Raw genomic sequence first — 17068 nt, forward strand, 5'->3', positions numbered from 1 at the left:
ATTTTTACTCCGTCTTTTTCTTTGATGATGACTTAGACTTTTGTTGGTATTTACGGATAAACTTTTCAACCCTTCCTGCCGAATCCACAATCTTCTGCTTGCCGGTGAAGAAGGGGTGGCAACGGGAACATATATCTACCGAAATTTTTTCTTTTGTAGAATATGTTTCAATCCGGTTACCACAGGCACAGGTTATTACACAGGGAACATATTTGGGATGAATCCCTTTTTTCATCGTTGCCTCCTGTTTTATACCGTCTCACTCATTGATTCCAAAAATTCTTTATTATTCTTTGTCCGTTGCATCCGCTCAATGATGAATTCCATCTGCTCAATGGTATTCATCTCCGAGAGGAGTTTTCTTAATATCCACAACCGGTTTAATTCAAATTCTGTAAGTAATAGCTCCTCCTTTCTGGTTCCAGATTTATAAAGGTCGAGCGCAGGGAAGATTCGTCGATCAGAAAGCCGGCGGTCCAGCACCATCTCTAAATTGCCGGTGCCTTTGAATTCTTCAAAGATCACCTCATCCATCCGGCTTCCGGTATCAATCAAGGCGGTGGCAATGATCGTCAAACTCCCACCTTCTTCAATCTTGCGGGCTGAGCCAAAGAATTTTTTAGGTTTTTGTAACGCCGTAGAATCGAGGCCACCGGAAAGGGTCTTACCCGAGTGGGGGACGATTGCATTGTAGGCCCGGGCCAATCGGGTCAGACTGTCCAAAAGAATCACTACATCCTTTTTTGATTCCACCAGGCGCTTGGCCCTTTCCAGAATTATTTCTGCGACTTCGGTATGACGCTCAGGAGTCTCATCAAAGGTAGAGGAGATGACCTCGGCCTGGACCGACCTTTCAAAGTCAGTGACTTCCTCCGGTCGTTCGTCGATCAAGAGCACAATCAATTTTATTTCCGGGTGATTGATGGTGATGGAATTGGCGATTTTTTGGAGAATGACCGTCTTTCCTGCCCGGGGTGGTGAGACGATCAACCCCCTCTGACCCTTGCCGATTGGGGTAAAAAGATCGATGATGCGCATGGAAAGGTCATTTTGTCCTTCTACTTCCAGATGGATTCTTTCGTTGGGATAAAGCGGGGTGAGGTTGTCGAAGAGCACACGATCGGTAAATTCGGCGAGCGGAATATCGTTGACATATTCAATCTTGATCATGGCGAAATAGCGTTCTCCTTCACGGGGAGGGCGTGCCAGTCCTTTGATGCTATCGCCCACTTTCAAATTGAACTTACGGATCTGCGAAATGGAGAGGTAAATATCGTCCGGACTCTGGAGATAATTGAAATTTGGTGAACGTAAAAATCCGTAACCCTCGGGATGGATCTGGAGCACACCTTCCACCGGCACCAGTTCAGTCCTTTTGGTCTCCGCCTCAATGATTGCATGAATCAAGTCCTGCTTTTTCATATCCGTATAATTAGTCAACCCCAGTTCTTTGGCAATCTGGTGGAGTTCGGCGACCTTTTTCTTTTTAAGTTCGGTAATTTCCATAGTTTTTAAGCCTCCTTTGTAAAATAAGAACCGGCCTATGAGAATCGGTCGTTATGGTTATCGGTTAACAAGATTTACAAAATCCACAAGCTTAAACAATTATATCCAAATTCTAATTGTTGTCAATAGGCAAACTATTCTCGGGTGGAGAATAGCACAGCATAATTTCTTTCTTTATCCCCGCGGCGGTGGGAATAGAAATAATGGGGGTGACAGTATGTGCAATAATTCAAATCCGCCATCAGCGATGACAAACCCAATTCCGACTGCACTGCCTTTTTGAGATCGAGGAATAGCCGGCCGTTTCTGTTGACCACAGCCTCAGGATATCGGGCATAATACAAAGATGCAACATCGTTTTTTACTTCATAACAGCAGACTCCAATGCCCGCACCCAGCACATAATGATAATTTTTTAGAAGCCCCCGGGCACGGCGCAGAATTCCTTTGTATATGGAACGCCAGCCACAATGGAGAATCATCATTTTATCCCCTGAGAAGATATAAACCGGCAAACAATCCGCGATTTTCACTCCGATCGATTTATTCCCTGCAGTAAGTATTCCATCTCCAGTCCGCTTTGTCTCGGTATCGATGTTGACGATGATTGCGGAATGAATCTGTTTGAGAAAGAGCGGTTTAAAAATATCCAGAAATTTCTGCGTACCAATACGGGTGGAATAAAGAAATACCTTATTCTCGTATGTAAAACGAAAATATTTCAAATCTTTCTCTTCAACTAACTTCCACATTTTTTAATTCCTTAATCTTCAACATAATCTTTTTCTTGCCTACAAGTGTATCTTCAAAAATGGTATACAGGCAATCAATCCGGGTCTTGCCCGGGATGAGGGATAGAATTTTATCTGCCTGGTAAAAGGCGATGGCAGGAAATACAACTTTTTCTTTGCGCAGAGAAAATTTAAGATGGTCTTTCCCAACCACCATCGGTTCACCCACGACTTCAAAGTTTTCACCTAAAAATACCGGTTGAGGATTTTCGGTCCCGGTGGGTTCAAAATATTTCAAAAAATAGACGACTTCTTCGGTTATCTCCTTCAGGTCTAATTTTAAGTCATAGTAATGGCGCTTCATAAAGATTTTATCGTCAAATCCTTGGGCATACTCGTTGATCTTATTCACGAATCGGTCTAAATTCTCCTTTAATAATTCCAATCCAGCCGCCTGTTTATGCCCGCCAAATTTTAGCAAGAGGTCCGAACAGAAATCCAACGCCTCGGCAATATCAAAACCGGCTACAGAACGGGCAGAGCCCTTGGCGCTCAGTTCCTTAAAGGTGAGTACAATCGCGGGTTTGGCGTATTCCTCTACAATCCGGGAGGCGACAATTCCCACCACTCCTTCATGCCAATTTTCCTTACCCACCACGATCACTCGGTTAGCGGACAAACCCTTGCTTTCAATTATGGATATTGCCTCCTGCAAAATTTCTTCTTCGATCCGTTGCCGCTGCTGATTATCATGGGAAAGTTCCTGGGCTAAATGATAAGCCCGCTGTTCATCACTGGTCAGGAGCAGTTCAATCGCTGCCTGGGCATCCCGCAATCGTCCACAGGCATTTATTCGCGGTCCGAGGACAAAACCCAGATGGTAGGCAGTCAATTCGCCGCTGAGACCAGCAACCTTTATCAATGCCCTGATGCCTACTTTCTTGCTCTTTTGCATCTTTTTCAATCCCAATTTAACTAAATAGCGATTTTCTCCAATCAGTGGCACGACATCTACTACACTCCCCAACGCCACGAGGTCACAATCATCGAACAGATCTTCAACCTTGAGTTTAAGCCGCTGGTAAAGTGCCATCAAAAATTTAAAAGCAACTCCCACCCCAGCGAGGTCCTTAAATGGATAGTTACAATGTGGAAGTTTGGGATTGAGTAATGCCCAGGCATTCGGGAGTTTTGATTTGGGATGGTGGTGGTCACAGACGATCACTTCGATATCTTTGGCACGGGCATATTCAAGCTCTTCAAAGGCGGTGATGCCGCAGTCCACCGTGATCATCAACCGACAGTTTTTCTCAAATGCATAGTCAATTCCTCCTTTGGATACTCCATATCCCTCAAGGAGACGGTGAGGGATGTAATATTCAACTTCCAAGCCCAATTTTTTTAAGTGGCGATAAAGCAGGGCAAGGCCGGTTATACCGTCTGTATCATAGTCGCCATGGATTAAAATCTTTTCCCTTCTTTCCAATGCCTGGATTATTCTCGCGATTGCTTTTTCCATATCCGAGAGCAAAAACGGATCATAGAGGTCCGCCGCTGATGGGGCAAAGAATGTTTCAATCGCCTGCGGCGTGAGATAGCCGCGGTTGTGTAAAATCTGGACGATCACTGCAGGAATTTTTTTTCCCCGGATTACTAAATCCTCACCTTTAGTAACTTTATTTCTACTCACCCAGATGGACATGTTTGTTTTTTAACCTGGTGGTGGGACGCGGTTGACCTTAGGATATTTTTTGTATAACTCGTAATATTTTTCAGGATAATCTGTTTTACTACAGAGCAAGAGAGTGGTTATAGGGGTAACCCCTCGGGCAGCGGCACTCATTTTCCGGGCAAGGTTCTGAATATCCCACTGGGCTGTGGGATCTTCACGCAGTCGGACGAGGTGGTATAGTTCGCGGAGATTGAGATTTATCAGCACGCGTTTACGGTGGGCATTGGTGAGGATATAGGAAGCTGCGGATGGTGTGATTTTCCTTAGTCTATAATAGAGCTTTTCCGTTTCATTGATCACTTTCTTAAATGCCTTTTCCATTTTTATCTCCTTAACCGCTGGAGGAATCGTAATGCCCAGTTCCGGATTGTAGTCCTGGGTTATCAAGGTCAAAAGCCGATGCCGCTTTAACTGCCCGAAGCATCCGCCTGATACCACTGCGGAGAATGTATAATTCACCATTTCAAATTCGCGGGGAACGGCATCGTAAAGCTCAAGATACTGACAGGTTTGCTTGAACATGGCGATTTTTGCCTGAGGAGAAAGTTTTTTCACCGCCTTCAAACAATCATGATAACTCCCTTTCTTTACCCGAAAGAGAAGCGCTCCTAAAATTTTGTCGTCACCATCTTCGGTCCAGTCTTCAAGGGTGACCCCGCTTTCATCCGTGGAATCAAAAATTTTTATCGAAGAACAATATTTTTCCAAATCTAAGTAGGTCCGGGCATCATAATCGTTTGCCTTATAAAAGAGGATTATCGAGGGAGCGATATTTTTGACCAGTTGGTATAATCTTTTGCCCAGGGTGCGTATTTCTTCAAGCTGATGACTGGCAAAGCGCCGGAGCATCAATTCGAGATTCCGAGCGTTTATCGTAGCCCCTAGTTGAGTTTGGGTTGCCAGCGCGAGAATATACCGGGCATCTTCTTTTGCTGCATTCTCAATCTGTTTTAAAACCCGGGGAGCGGGCGTTCCGGATATATCCTTCAATCTGAAGGCTTTGAGTTTTTCCAATAATACTTTATAGAGACGATTCTGTTCTTCAATGATCCGACAGTAATCATTTATTAAAGTTGATTTTTTGATCTCGGGAGGGATCACATAATCACCTTTGAGAGTGACATAGCGTTGCGATTTCTCGGTGTAGGAGCAGAGGCGAAATTTTTCGATCTCCTCAACCGCCCGGCGGGAGATACCCATGATATCAAAATTAAAGACCGCATGTTCGGCAATGGAATGATGCCCCATTTCAAAGATGATACGCTGATTGGAAGCACGTGCCTTTGCGACTTCTTGCAGTGCTTCTTTCCGTAAGTTGCTTACCGATTTTGGACTCCGACTGATCCGGGCATAGGCCGCGGATATGGTTTCCGGTGTGAAGATACTACCTTCCGTCTTTTCCTTACATGTTTTGATCAAGGTGGTATCGATATTGTATCCTGCGAGCACAACCTTCATAACAGCAGTCGCTTTTTTATTTCTTTTGCTACAAACTTTAATGATGGATACATCTCCAGGGCGGTGTCGCGATAAACCGAAAGGTCTTTGCCCACAGGATCTGATACTTCGTTCCGGTATTTGCGGAATCTTTTATATTCCTTTAAAAGGAAAGTTTTGACTGCAGCCTCAGGGGATAATTCGATTATGGTCTCATAATGTTTATACTCCATAACCAGAATCAGGTCGGCTTCAGCGACCATTTCGCGGGTAAGATAACGGGTACGGTGGCTGGATATATCACCGCCAAATTCCCGGACCACGGACTGGGCATTTTCACTTGCCGGTAAACCATCGATTGCTGCAGTACCGGCAGATTTTATTTCTACATATTTTTCATCCACCATTGTTTTTATAATTCCGGCAGCCATGGGACTACGACAGGAATTCCCAGAGCAAACCAGGAGTAGGTGGAATTTGAGGGCAGGGTCAATTTTAATGAGCCGACCAAAGATTTTTTCGATCTCCAGAAGTGAAACTCCACCCTTTTTTTTCAGGATCGGTATCTTATGAGTCAGATCCACGACTGTGATCTTTTTCCCATCATTCGGTGGCCCGGCGTCGACGATTAAATCAATATCGGGAAATTGCCCAGCAATGGTTGAGGGGGTTGCAGCGGTTTCAATTGTGGCTATCGGTTTTTGATAATAGTCAAGCAGGTTAACTATAAACTTATTATCGGGGATTCGCACCGTAATTTTCTCTTCACCCAACCCGAGTGGTGCCGATGACTTTTTTTTCAATATCACACCAAGGGATCCAGGCAGGAAATAATCGATTATCTTCTTTTTAGTGAGCACCGCATACCGGGATAATTGACTCCGGGCGATGAAAAAAGTGGGTGGTTCCTGATTTATCTTTAATGCACCAAGGCGATTGAGTGCTCTTGTACTTGTGCCCTGGACAGCGAGTTCATAGCCCGTATCGGTGGGTAAAGCAACAACTCCATTACCATCAAGAGTCTCGGCGATTTTTTTATAGATATCTGGATTATCTGCGAGCTTTATAATCACCGCGTCTTCCGCTTTCGCTTCATCTTTTTCATACCACTGCTGCCGATATCTTTCCGGTAGAACATCCCGTTAAAGTGGATTTTCTTAATTTCATCATAAACCTTCTGTTTGGCGATCCTCAGGTTATCTGCAGTGCAGACTACATTTAACACCCGACCACCAGCAGTGACAAGTTTTCCATCTTCTATTTTCGTCCCGGCATGGAAAAGAAGGGTGTTAGCTTCAAGGGGTGCTTTGAACTGGATTTCCTCGCCGATTTTGTAATCAAATGGATATCCGGCAGAGACCAGGACTACACAGATCGACCACAGATTTTTTATTTTTACCTGTAAATCCTGAAGATTATTTTCCACCACACCCAGGAAAAGTTCCACAATATCATTTTCGATCAAAGGGATCATTGCCTGGGCTTCAGGATCTCCAAAACGACAGTTGAATTCCAACACCTTGGGACCGGAGGGGGTGAGGATCAGTCCGGCATAGAGGACTCCTTTAAAAGGAAATCCTTGCTCATGCATGCAGAGGATGGTGGGCTGGATGATTACTTCCCGGATGAAATCGCTCACGACTTTGCTGGTAGGATAGGGCGAATAAGCTCCCATTCCTCCAGTATTCGGTCCCCGATTGCCATCGTAAAGGCGTTTGTGGTCCTGAGCCGAAGGTAGATATAAAATTCTCAAACCATCGGTGAGCACGAAGATCGAACATTCCTGACCAGTTAAAAATTCTTCCACGACGATTTTCTTACCCGCTTCCCCGAGTTTATGCTGCACGAGAATTTCGTCAACAATCCTCTCGTATTCATTCTTATTATTGACAATGAATACGCCCTTACCACCCGCGAGCCCCGCGGCTTTCACTACCACCGGAAAGGTATTGGTGGTCTTTAGGTATTTCAGCGCCTGGGCAGCACTGTCATAAATTTGAAACTTCGGCGAAGGTATATTGTACTGAGCCATAAACTCCCGGGCAAAGGATTTATCTGCTTCAATCCGGCTTGCCGCCTTGTTCGGTCCGAAGATCTTCAAGCCATGGCGGTTAAATTCATCCACAATCCCTAACGAAAGGGGTAATTCCGGGCCGACCACGGTGAGGTCGATATTTTTCTCTTTGGCAAACCGTACCAAGCCATTGATATCTGTGGGTAGGATATTTACGCAAGTAGCAATTTTTGCCATGCCCGGATTGCCTGGTGCGGCATAGAGATTTTTCACGCGGCGGGATTTATGAATCTTCCAAATTAGGGCATGTTCTCTTCCACCACTACCGATGACTAAAATGTTCATAGGACTCCTTTGTTTTCAATTAGGCGTTAATCGCTTTGGTAATTTTTTTAAATTTTGCCGGTGCCTTTTCAATGATACTGCCTAATACAAGAAAGTCCGCACCGCAAGCTAATATTCTTTTTGCGTCAGCTTCAGTCTTTATTCCACCACCCACAATCAGGGGAATGGAGATGTATTTTTTCACTTCCTTGACCACATCTTCGGGTACGGGTTGATCAGCACCGCTTCCCGCCTCCAGATATATCGCCTTCATTCCCAGATATTCACCGGCTAAGGCATGGGCGACCACAATCTCCGGTTTATCCCGGGGGATGGGCCTGGTATTGGATATGTATTCCACAGCCGTATAATTCCCGGAGGAGATGAGGATATACCCGACCGGGATCACCTCCAGACCATAGGATCTAATTAAGAAAACGGATTTCACATGTTCTCCGATTAAGAATTCAGGATTGCGTCCACTTAAAAGGGAGAGAAAGAATATGCCATCTGCATATTTAGAAATCTGATGCGAACTTCCAGGGAACAGGAGCACCGGACAGGATGTCTCTTTTTTCACCTTTTTAACAAAACCATCAAAATCTTCGTTCTTTAACAAGGAGGTACCAATGAGGATTGCCTTCACCCCACAATTTGAGACAAAACGGGTAAGACGGGATAGATTATGGTTAAAAACGCGATCGGGATCAAAAAGGGCGATTATCCCCGGCTTTTCATTGAGCAGTCTTTTCCAGACCCTGGAGTATCCCATTACGGATGATTATAACCCGATTTTGGAAAAAATCAAGCGTGTTTTTTTGTTGACAAAATTGATTTTCTGGATATAATTGTTTGTTATGAAAGGGAGGTTGCCTATAGAGCTGACTCAGATGTTGGATGGCAAGAAGAACTGAGTTAATTATTACCCTTAGTGGTGATATTATTATTTTATTGACCATCTTTTTCGTGAGCTGGCAATCTTCCGAGATCAATCAAACTGCTTTCGGTCAGCACGCCCTTATTGCCAACTTTGGTCTGCTCCTCTTCTGGCTATTCCTTTTTCAGTCTTTTGAACTCTATAGACCGAGGGAAGAGATTCAGATTATGAACGGGCTTTTCAGCCTCTTTAAGGCAATCTTTCTTGGTATGACCCTGCTGCTCTCTTTTGCCTATCTGATGAATGTCGATTTCTTTAAAGCCAGGGGTTTCCTTCCAGCTTATGCGATTGGCTTTTCTTCTTTAGTTCTCTGGCGTTTTCTGTTGTGGGGTTTAATTGGAGAATATATAAAAAAGATTCCGAGCCGGGTGATTGTTTTTAAAAACGGCGAAGATATTGCGGATTGCCCCTATCCCAATTTCACCATGGTGAAAGAGGTGAAATTCACTGAGTTGGATGCGGAGACCCCACGGCGCATTTTTAAAGAGAATAAGATTGATGGCATCGTGATTGAAAGCAACGGACAGACCCAGGAGGAAGTATTGAAGGTTATCTCCCAGTTTGCCGAGAGCAATTACAGCATTTTTGTCTCCCCAAAACTTTATCCTTTAATCTATCAACATTTTCTGGTCAAAAAAGTTCCAGATTCCAATCTGCTCCAGGTCATCTTTCATCCCCTCTCGGCCTGGGATCGGTTTCTAAAGCGATTGACGGATCTCGTCCTGGCTTCGATTTTGTTGTTGGTCCTTTTTCCATTTTTGGCGGTGATCGCCTTGTTGATAAAAATTGACTCACCGGGGCCGGTCTTTTATGTTCAAAAGCGCGTGGGTTTTCGCGGTAAGAAGTTTTCGCTTATAAAATTCCGGTCGATGATTAAAGATGCCGAGAAATACACCGGTCCGGTCTGGGCAGAAAAAAATGATAAAAGAATTACCCGGATGGGCAGAATAATGCGGCCGTTCCGTCTTGATGAGTTGCCCCAATTGTTCAATGTGCTTAAAGGAGATATGAGTTTCGTGGGACCTCGACCTGAACGGCCTCATTTTGTATCAAAGTTTGTAGACGAGATACCCTTCTATTCCCTGCGTCACACCGTCCATCCTGGAATCACCGGGTGGGCGCAGGTCAAATATTGTTATGACCGAACAATTGAAGATGTAAAAAAGAAATTGGCTTATGATCTTGAATACATCAACAATATTTCCATGAAGATGGATTTGAAGATTTTTTTGAAAACAATCTTTATTATACTTAAAAGACAAGGAGCTCATTGAGATGTTCTTTGTTTTTTTTCTTATCACCCAGAATTTACCCTGGACCTGGTCCCAGAGTTATTCTACATTTGATGTTGCAAGATCTCTAAATCCCGGCGAATACAGCATCGGTTTAGGTGTTGATAATTACTGTATCTACAGCCCGACCGATGATACAATTGCTTATGACGAGCGGCGATTTGACATCTGGATAAAGTCCGGGATGGTAAAAAGGCTTGAGTTAGAATTAAAATATTCTTATCCCACCTCCGGGCTTATCGCCTTGAAAGTCGAACTAATAGAGAAACCACTCCAGGGCGCTGTGAAGTTTGGGTTCGGGTATATGAAAGGAACGCGCATAGGGTACATAACAGATTATGTCTATGATTTCTACGGGTACCTACTTCTAAATAAAGAGTTAAGAGATAAGATAAAGATCATATACACCCCAAAATTTATCTATTCCCTTCATTATCGGGATCGCCAGGAACATTCCACACGTCCACCCCGTTTTATCTTCCATGTGGGACACTGTTTTGGAATAGCACTGGGAAACCGGATTGAATTTATTCCGGAGGTTAACTGGCTCTGGGGGAATAACGAAGGGAAGCGTTACATTGTGAATCAGTTTGGTATCGGAGTCAATTTGCAGATATAAAAATTAGTCCTGGAGCTGCTTTAGCATTTCTAATGCAGGAGAAAAATTCGGATCCAGGCGCAGGGTTTCTTTAAGCGCACTTATTGCCCCTTCCCTGTCATTATTCAAATACCGGCAGTAGGCAAGGTTATAATGGGCAAGGGGAAATAGAGGATTCTCCGCGACTTCCTGCTCACACCAGGCGAGCCCCTCTTTATGTTGACCGCTCAGGGTCAAGGCTATCCCATGGATAGTTGCGAGACCGATGAGTCCTGGATAAAGAGCGATAGATTGTGCAGTGAGCTGACATGCCCTCTGGGGATTGTGGATCAAGATGGCATTCGCCTCCTGTAGTAGAATTTTGGCATTTTTTATTCTCATCAGAATCTGGCTTGTATGACGGTCATCAAAGAATATGCACTCTTTAGTTTGATTGCCGAAAGCCCTTAAGTCGTATATCAACTGATAAGAAAATTTTGGAGGAACCTTTGTTTCTCCTTCCTTAAGGACTTTATAAAGTCGATAATAGGTATTTTGATAGATCAACTGGAAATGTTTGAGGTCTTCAGGTGCAAAATGGCATAAAAAGGCAGCTGTGGAGGTGCTTATTTCTGTTTTCCCAGCAATCCAGCGACTTCCCTCACGGGTGTTATCAAGCAATATCCTTATATCATATAAAAAATAATCCACTCTTTTACTCCGGCAGAAGTTATAAAATTCTTCCTCAGAACCATAGATGGCTGCCAAAAATTCTCTCACAAGGTTCTGACAATTTCGCACCTCAAACTTCGGTTGCAAGACTATCGCCCTTTCCGCATATGTAAAGATGAGGGGACCAACCCCGAACGAAGATAAAAATATCGCATCCGCGGGAGTCTGCAAACGGATGAATCTGACAAGTTCCACATTGTTTAAACGCCAGTTAAAAAACCCATGGCCGATCTCATTCCCGAAGATACGCCGTAAGGTTTTAATATAATCCGTGGGCTGATGGATATGGAATGCCTGATAAAAATTAAACAAGAATATTATCCCGAGTCCGATATAGATCAAGTATTCACGCAATTGCCTTTTTGTTTTCGCCTCCATCAGCACCGGCATCACTGCCCAGATGCTAATAAAATAATTATTCACCACCCCCATCCTTTCGATCGCCAAATAACTAACAAAGAATATCATGCTGAAAAAGAAGAACAAGCGGATTGATGTATCCACAAAACTTCTCATTACTACATAGCGGAGTGCCAGAATCGCGGGAATTATGATCGGAAAGAGATTTTTGAAAATGCTTACCGGATGAGGACTGTTGAACGCCTCAATCCATAATGAGCGTGCAGCATAATCAAGCATTTCGGGATTATTCGGTTTAATGCCGAGATATTTAATCTTCGCCAGAAGCAAGGACCAGACATGGAGATATTCGGTTTCGGTCTTAAAAAGATTAGTGAGGATAAGACTCAGCACCAAGAACCCAAGTCCAGTGAGGATGGCAAACCAGCCTTTTAATGAAGATATGGGTGGCCGGCCAGTGGGGGTAGAAAATAGCAGGATTCCAATAATTGATCCAAAACCGAGAGCAAAAGGGGGAGAGAGGAAATATAAGCGGCTTTTCAGCACTGGGACCAGAAAACTGCCGAGGAATGGAACAAAAAGTAGAAAAAGAAGAATATATGCCTTTTCTTTTGTTTGTTTATCGATTTCAAATAGCCAAAGATTAAAGACAGAGATGACAATTATGGTCAAAAAGATGAAGCGGGCAAAGTGCCAGGCACTGAGACTTATCAGCAAACAGATCCCTGCGCCAAGAACAGCGATAATCCGGTTTTTTTTATGATGGAGTGCATAAAGATACCCGGCGATCCCAGCAATGATGAAAGGCAAGGCAAAATCTTCATTTAAGAAGCCAAAAGTAGAGCGACCGACCGCTGCCAGAGAAAAATTTTGTAGTAATCCAGCAAATAGAGAAGAAAGAGGTGACAAACCGAGTGCCCGAGCTAAAAGATAAACCGCTAATATCCCTAAGCTTGCCCAGATAGCGATGAAGGTAATTGCCCAGGTATGAAAGAGTACGCCTTTTGACTTCAGCCCTAAAATTCGGTATAACCAGCCACACGGATATTCCATTAAAATTGTGAGATTTTCAAAGATTTTAACCCCTGCGGGTGCCTGGAGTTTTGGATCAAACGAGGGGATCGGCTTTCCGTTGCCCACGAGTTCCGCATAATGATACTGGAGGGCATTCTCAGTCCAGTAAAAGGCGGTTGGGTCTTTTGGGTCATAGTATTCAGGATTTGTACTCAATCTTATCCGGAATTGTACCGAAATCAGAATGAACAAAAGCATCATTGACTGAAAGATTATCTTTTTTGCTAATGCTGATTTATTACCCATACCGTATAATACGGACTGTCGTAGATCACTCGGTAACCAGAGCCCGAAAAGATTTTAATTTCGCTTTCTAAATATTTATCTATATTATACATCAGCGCCCATTCCGGAAATATCTTATCCCAGACAACGCAGGAAATGCGCCTTTCTCTCACCGCTTCATCAATTTCGTACCGCCATAATCTCAGGGTCTCTTTAATCAGTTCGTGCCAACCAGAGAATTTAATATCTTTTAACGAGAGGTTGTTTTTCCCTTTAATGATTTTCAACATCAACCGATACGGGCCGATACATTCTTCATAATCAATGAGTTTTAACCGGTGGGCTTCAAGGGCGAGATAATTGGGGGTGTGAACCGGCATATGGGGTGGTGTTTGGAATTTGATCATCTCCGCACATTTTTTTACTTCCTGGCGTGGGATATATCCGAATCCCTGATAATAGGAAAAATTCAGGCTTCCAGCGGATATGAAAAAAACCGCCAGAATGACGCTCAGCGAGGAAAGTACTATATTCTTCTTTCGCCAAGAGCGATTCTTTAAACAATAAATAGTTAATCCATTGGTGATTGCTAAGGGTAACAATAAATCGATCATATTATGGGGCCAGCAGGTTGAACTTACAAAAAGAAAGAATAATGAGTATTCCAAAAATAGCACCAGGGGAAAGATGAGAAATTTGTTCGCAGAGAAAAAACACAAAATGATACCACTGGCACCGAGGATCCACAGGTAATTTAAACTGATCAAAAATGGATCGAGAAACCTTACATTGATAGCGGTGTCATAACCTTTGAAAAAATGGAAATAAAAAATTTGATAAAAAGCTGGAGTTTGGTAGGTGATCAGGAAATAGCCATAGAGGACAATGGTAATGATAAGAAATCCTGATAAAAGATACAGTATTGCCTTAAATCTTTTTTCCGCCACAAAATATATTGTTACCGCAGGGAGAATGAATAATCCGGATAATTTAATACTGCCCCCCAAGCCTGAAAGGAGACCAATAAGAAACCAATTCAAGGGTTGAGAACTTCTGGAGACGATGAACCACATTACCAAGCAGGTAATGAAAAGCGTGAAAATCTCCCTTTCGAAGATATGATAGCGAAAAAGCAGCGAGGAAAAACTAAAAAGAACAATCATGAATAAAGCGATGTATCTGCCAAAAAGCCGGCGGGCGATATCAAAGAGGAGAAGTGTGGAGATTGTTACGATTATTGCGGTTAAAATTTCCGCAACGCGATAGGAAACACCGAAAATATTATATAATCCCGCAAGCAGATATTCAAGGCATGGTGGATGAACTGAGAGGGTATGGATAAAAGGTTTTAATCCTGATCGGTAGGCGAATGCCTGGTATAGATATACCGAATCTTCAAACCAGGCGTAAGGATAAAGGATACGAAAGAGACGGGGTAAAACTGCAATCAATAAAACGAGGAGCCAGAGGGGCATAATCTTTAGCGCCCACCTGATAGTCCAAAAATGCAATCAGAGGATTTCCGTTAAGGCTTTGGACGGGAGCAGACCGAGTGCAGAAACATTGAATTTTTACCTATTCCGGTATTATCTTATAAACCAAGTCTTTTTCGTGGACAACCGAATCGACTTTCATACCAATGCTTTCACCTTTTTTGGCTTTCTCTATAGGCTTATGCTCAATCTGCATAGAATTGACTACCTGCTGGAAATCAGTAGTATGGCCTTTGATATGGATTGTATCACCGACATTTAATTCGTCATCGGTTATCTCGACGACAGCAACACCGATTTTGTTGAAATAATGTGTGACCCTACCAATCAGTTTCTCCATAATTGCTCCTTTTTTGATTATTTTATTTATTTTTCATAATAAGTCAACCCTCGAGCAGGCTGAGTCTTCCCCTTTTTCAAACGCTAAAAAATGTGGCATGAGTTTAACGGGAGTTTATTGACAGGAGACTTATTCTTGAATATAATATCTCGCGGCGCCATCGTCTAACCTGGTTCAGGACATCGCCCTCTCAAGGCGAAGATTACGGGTTCGAATCCCGTTGGCGCCAGTCAATTTTTTGCGATTTCAATCTTAATTATCTGATAGTTTTTACCCTCGATGGTTACAATCTCCCCCGGTTTTTTTTCTAATAATACTTCCCGGGCAAGGGGTGATTCGTTAGAGATGATATTTTTGCTCAAGTCTGAATCCCATGGTCCTAAGATCGTGTACTCCAAAAGGGAGCTATCCTCTAATGACTGAAGTGTGACCCTGGTGCCGATGCACACCCGGGTAGTATCAATCTGATTAAAATCGATCACCTTCGCTTTTTGCAGTTCGGATTGAATCATGCGCACCCGTTGGTAGAGCTGGTCCTGGCGTTCTTTTGCCGCCTTATATTCAAAATTCTCACTCAAATCTCCGTATTCACGCGCCCGGCTGATTTCTTTTTTGTTTTCCGGGATTGCAACTGTGAGCAGATATTCAAGTTCTTTTTTCTTTCGTTCAAGCGCTTCCGGAGTGGTGTATATGCAATCGATGCTTTTTTCTGAGGGGAAATGATAATCGATGATTTTTAGATAATCATTTTTTTCGTGGCTTTTGAGCACTGGCGATTTAATCAATTCCTCTTTTATTTTTGAGACCTCTGCAGGTGTGGCATCTTTTATGAGTGCATCAAAACGCTCTAAGGTGAATCCTTTGAGAAACAATTGCCGGGCGCCCCTGATATACTCCAGATTATTTATCACCCGGGGGAGATACTTAGGGCTGAGAAATTCTAACAGCGCTCCATCAGCAAGTTTCTTTAAAAGCAACAAAAAAATTTGGGGATATTGCTGGGGCGATACCAGGGCGGTCTTATAAATTTCGGTTAGATTATAACCCACATTATTCAGTTCTTTTTCGATCTCTTCGCTTAATTTGGAATCCTCAGCTATGGCTAAAATCTGGAGGAATATCTTTTGCCAGTTTTGTGGTTCTCTTTTCTTGATTTCCTGTAGGAATTTTCGCTTATGGTCACTATCTTTTAAATTTAACAAAAGATTTTCGTAATTTGCGTATTTTAATAAATCATCGATTGTATAATTCAAACCCACTTTTTCGTGCTCGGCACAGAAATAGAGAATATCAAGACATCTTGCCGGGTGCTGGGGGTATGATTGGTTCGCCTCGGCAATGATTAAATTTACCCCTTCGGCAAATACTTCTGGAACCTCCCGGCTCCATCGTGCCAAGAGTGAATATTTTTCATCAAGATTACTCTGCCGGAAGGACTCCAGATAGAGTTCTTTTTTCTTCATTCCTTCAATGAACTGATAAATCTTCTGGCCTTTTTTTAATTCCACTTTCACCCAATCATTTTTTTCCAACCTTTTGCGCACCTTCTCCCAGAATTTATCCAGTTCCTCTTCCGCCACTATTCCCAAAAGATATTTTTTGATCTCCCCTGAGCTTAATGGTTCCTGAGAACTTTGCAGCAAAAAAAGGACTAAGCCGATGGGGTCTTCCTGAGCCATCAATTTTAATTCCTCAATATTTCTGTATTTCTTGAAGAGAAAACTCCCTTCCGGAACATGTTTTAGCAACCCCCGGGCGACTTCAAAGGGTACGAAATAGCTTTTCTGTTTTTGAAAATCGAGGATGAGTTCACGCCGTTCCGGATTCATGGAGACGACTTCCCCCAGTCCCCATCTCTCAGAATAAAAAATCTGTCCGATATCATATTTCAAAAATTCTTCCAGCCTCTCCAGACTCTTAAAAAGATGCTCTTGTTTATCAATACCGGATAGCTCAAGGAATTTTTCAATCCGCGGATTGTTTTGGTATTGCTTTTTGTATAACTCAATAAGCATTCTTCTTACGGGCTGGTCGTCGTCCGTGAAATAAGCCATATGTTTGCAGACAGCTATCGCTTCAGCAAATCTTTTCTCGCTGACCAGATGGTCCACCAAGAGGTCAAGGAGTTCAAAGGCGAGTTTTGTTTCTTTTATTTTCTTCAGTTCATCGGCGAGCGTTAAAAAACTTTCCACCCGAACATTTTTATCCTCCATCATCTCCATCCAAAGATTTTCCACTTCTGCCAGATTTCCATCTGTTATTGCATTCTTTATCTTCTCAATCATGGTTTATTA

Annotated in this window: 14 protein-coding genes and 1 tRNA gene; 3 read left to right on the forward strand and 12 right to left on the reverse strand. The window is 43.0% G+C overall.

Annotated elements, in window-relative coordinates; genetic code table 11:
* Positions 1 to 4: 4 nt before the first annotated feature.
* The 8 genes from rpmE to ABIL39_02620 all read right to left on the reverse strand — a co-directional run bounded on the left by rpmE (position 5) and on the right by ABIL39_02620 (position 8516).
* A complete protein-coding gene (gene rpmE, locus ABIL39_02585) occupies positions 5 to 235 on the reverse strand; it encodes a 50S ribosomal protein L31 (protein ID MEO0165007.1) in 231 nt (76 codons plus the stop codon).
* A gap of 14 nt (positions 236 to 249) precedes the next feature.
* Positions 250 to 1506: a transcription termination factor Rho gene (rho, locus tag ABIL39_02590; protein ID MEO0165008.1), complete on the reverse strand. Its 1257-nt coding sequence runs from the start codon at positions 1504 to 1506 to the stop codon at positions 250 to 252.
* Between the two features lie 134 nt (positions 1507 to 1640).
* The gene (locus ABIL39_02595) at positions 1641 to 2258 is read right to left on the reverse strand and encodes a polyphenol oxidase family protein (protein ID MEO0165009.1); all 618 of its coding nucleotides are present in this window, start codon (positions 2256 to 2258) and stop codon (positions 1641 to 1643) included.
* On the reverse strand, positions 2242 to 3939 hold the full coding sequence (recJ, locus tag ABIL39_02600) for a single-stranded-DNA-specific exonuclease RecJ (GenBank protein MEO0165010.1): 1698 nt from the start codon (positions 3937 to 3939) through the stop codon (positions 2242 to 2244). The genes ABIL39_02595 and recJ overlap by 17 nt, the downstream gene beginning before the upstream one ends.
* A gap of 9 nt (positions 3940 to 3948) precedes the next feature.
* Positions 3949 to 5427: an FAD-dependent thymidylate synthase gene (locus ABIL39_02605; GenBank protein ID MEO0165011.1), complete on the reverse strand. Its 1479-nt coding sequence runs from the start codon at positions 5425 to 5427 to the stop codon at positions 3949 to 3951.
* Positions 5424 to 6479: a Sua5/YciO/YrdC/YwlC family protein gene (locus ABIL39_02610; GenBank protein MEO0165012.1), complete on the reverse strand. Its 1056-nt coding sequence runs from the start codon at positions 6477 to 6479 to the stop codon at positions 5424 to 5426. Before ABIL39_02610 ends, ABIL39_02605 begins: the two co-directional genes overlap by 4 nt.
* A complete protein-coding gene (gene purD / locus ABIL39_02615) occupies positions 6476 to 7765 on the reverse strand; it encodes a phosphoribosylamine--glycine ligase (protein ID MEO0165013.1) in 1290 nt (429 codons plus the stop codon). The genes ABIL39_02610 and purD overlap by 4 nt, the downstream gene beginning before the upstream one ends.
* 19 nt (positions 7766 to 7784) lie before the next feature.
* A complete protein-coding gene (locus ABIL39_02620) occupies positions 7785 to 8516 on the reverse strand; it encodes a geranylgeranylglyceryl/heptaprenylglyceryl phosphate synthase (protein ID MEO0165014.1) in 732 nt (243 codons plus the stop codon).
* Between the two features lie 125 nt (positions 8517 to 8641).
* On the opposite strand from ABIL39_02620, the gene ABIL39_02625 reads away from it, so the two are divergent.
* Both ABIL39_02625 and ABIL39_02630 read left to right on the forward strand, forming a co-directional pair.
* Positions 8642 to 9955, forward strand: coding sequence for a sugar transferase (locus tag ABIL39_02625; protein ID MEO0165015.1), 1314 nt, complete (start codon positions 8642 to 8644; stop codon positions 9953 to 9955).
* A gap of 1 nt (position 9956) precedes the next feature.
* Positions 9957 to 10592, forward strand: a complete 636-nt coding sequence (locus tag ABIL39_02630; GenBank protein ID MEO0165016.1) for a hypothetical protein — start codon at positions 9957 to 9959, stop codon at positions 10590 to 10592.
* 3 nt (positions 10593 to 10595) lie between these two features.
* Here the strand turns inward: ABIL39_02630 and ABIL39_02635 are convergent, their stop codons facing one another.
* The 3 genes from ABIL39_02635 to ABIL39_02645 all read right to left on the reverse strand — a co-directional run bounded on the left by ABIL39_02635 (position 10596) and on the right by ABIL39_02645 (position 14774).
* Positions 10596 to 12962, reverse strand: a complete 2367-nt coding sequence (locus tag ABIL39_02635; GenBank protein ID MEO0165017.1) for a hypothetical protein — start codon at positions 12960 to 12962, stop codon at positions 10596 to 10598.
* A complete protein-coding gene (locus ABIL39_02640; protein MEO0165018.1) occupies positions 12941 to 14416 on the reverse strand; it encodes a glycosyltransferase family 39 protein in 1476 nt (491 codons plus the stop codon). Before ABIL39_02640 ends, ABIL39_02635 begins: the two co-directional genes overlap by 22 nt.
* A 100-nt stretch (positions 14417 to 14516) precedes the next feature.
* Positions 14517 to 14774, reverse strand: a complete 258-nt coding sequence (locus tag ABIL39_02645; protein ID MEO0165019.1) for a hypothetical protein — start codon at positions 14772 to 14774, stop codon at positions 14517 to 14519.
* A gap of 153 nt (positions 14775 to 14927) precedes the next feature.
* Here ABIL39_02645 and ABIL39_02650 point away from each other — a divergent pair.
* Positions 14928 to 15003: transfer RNA gene (locus ABIL39_02650), tRNA-Glu, on the forward strand.
* A gap of 1 nt (position 15004) precedes the next feature.
* Here ABIL39_02650 and ABIL39_02655 read toward each other — a convergent pair.
* Positions 15005 to 17059, reverse strand: coding sequence for a GreA/GreB family elongation factor (locus tag ABIL39_02655; protein MEO0165020.1), 2055 nt, complete (start codon positions 17057 to 17059; stop codon positions 15005 to 15007).
* Positions 17060 to 17068: the final 9 nt, after the last annotated feature.

The organism is candidate division WOR-3 bacterium, from assembly GCA_039802205.1.
GTDB lineage: Bacteria > Hydrothermota > Tepidihabitantia > SM23-42 > JAOAFX01 > JAOAFX01.

Bases quoted from the DNA above. Each gene is read 5' to 3' on its own strand.
- ABIL39_02620 (MEO0165014.1), bottom strand. From the start codon at position 8,516: ATGGGATACTCCAGGGTCTGGAAAAGACTGCTCAATGAAAAGCCGGGG.
- ABIL39_02655 (MEO0165020.1), bottom strand. From the start codon at position 17,059: ATGATTGAGAAGATAAAGAATGCAATAACAGATGGAAATCTGGCAGAA.
- ABIL39_02625 (MEO0165015.1), top strand. From the start codon at position 8,642: ATGGCAAGAAGAACTGAGTTAATTATTACCCTTAGTGGTGATATTATT.
- recJ (MEO0165010.1), bottom strand. From the start codon at position 3,939: ATGTCCATCTGGGTGAGTAGAAATAAAGTTACTAAAGGTGAGGATTTA.
- rho (MEO0165008.1), bottom strand. From the start codon at position 1,506: ATGGAAATTACCGAACTTAAAAAGAAAAAGGTCGCCGAACTCCACCAG.
- ABIL39_02595 (MEO0165009.1), bottom strand. From the start codon at position 2,258: ATGTGGAAGTTAGTTGAAGAGAAAGATTTGAAATATTTTCGTTTTACA.
- ABIL39_02630 (MEO0165016.1), top strand. From the start codon at position 9,957: ATGTTCTTTGTTTTTTTTCTTATCACCCAGAATTTACCCTGGACCTGG.
- purD (MEO0165013.1), bottom strand. From the start codon at position 7,765: ATGAACATTTTAGTCATCGGTAGTGGTGGAAGAGAACATGCCCTAATT.
- ABIL39_02635 (MEO0165017.1), bottom strand. From the start codon at position 12,962: ATGGGTAATAAATCAGCATTAGCAAAAAAGATAATCTTTCAGTCAATG.
- ABIL39_02645 (MEO0165019.1), bottom strand. From the start codon at position 14,774: ATGGAGAAACTGATTGGTAGGGTCACACATTATTTCAACAAAATCGGT.
- ABIL39_02640 (MEO0165018.1), bottom strand. From the start codon at position 14,416: ATGCCCCTCTGGCTCCTCGTTTTATTGATTGCAGTTTTACCCCGTCTC.
- ABIL39_02605 (MEO0165011.1), bottom strand. From the start codon at position 5,427: ATGAAGGTTGTGCTCGCAGGATACAATATCGATACCACCTTGATCAAA.
- rpmE (MEO0165007.1), bottom strand. From the start codon at position 235: ATGAAAAAAGGGATTCATCCCAAATATGTTCCCTGTGTAATAACCTGT.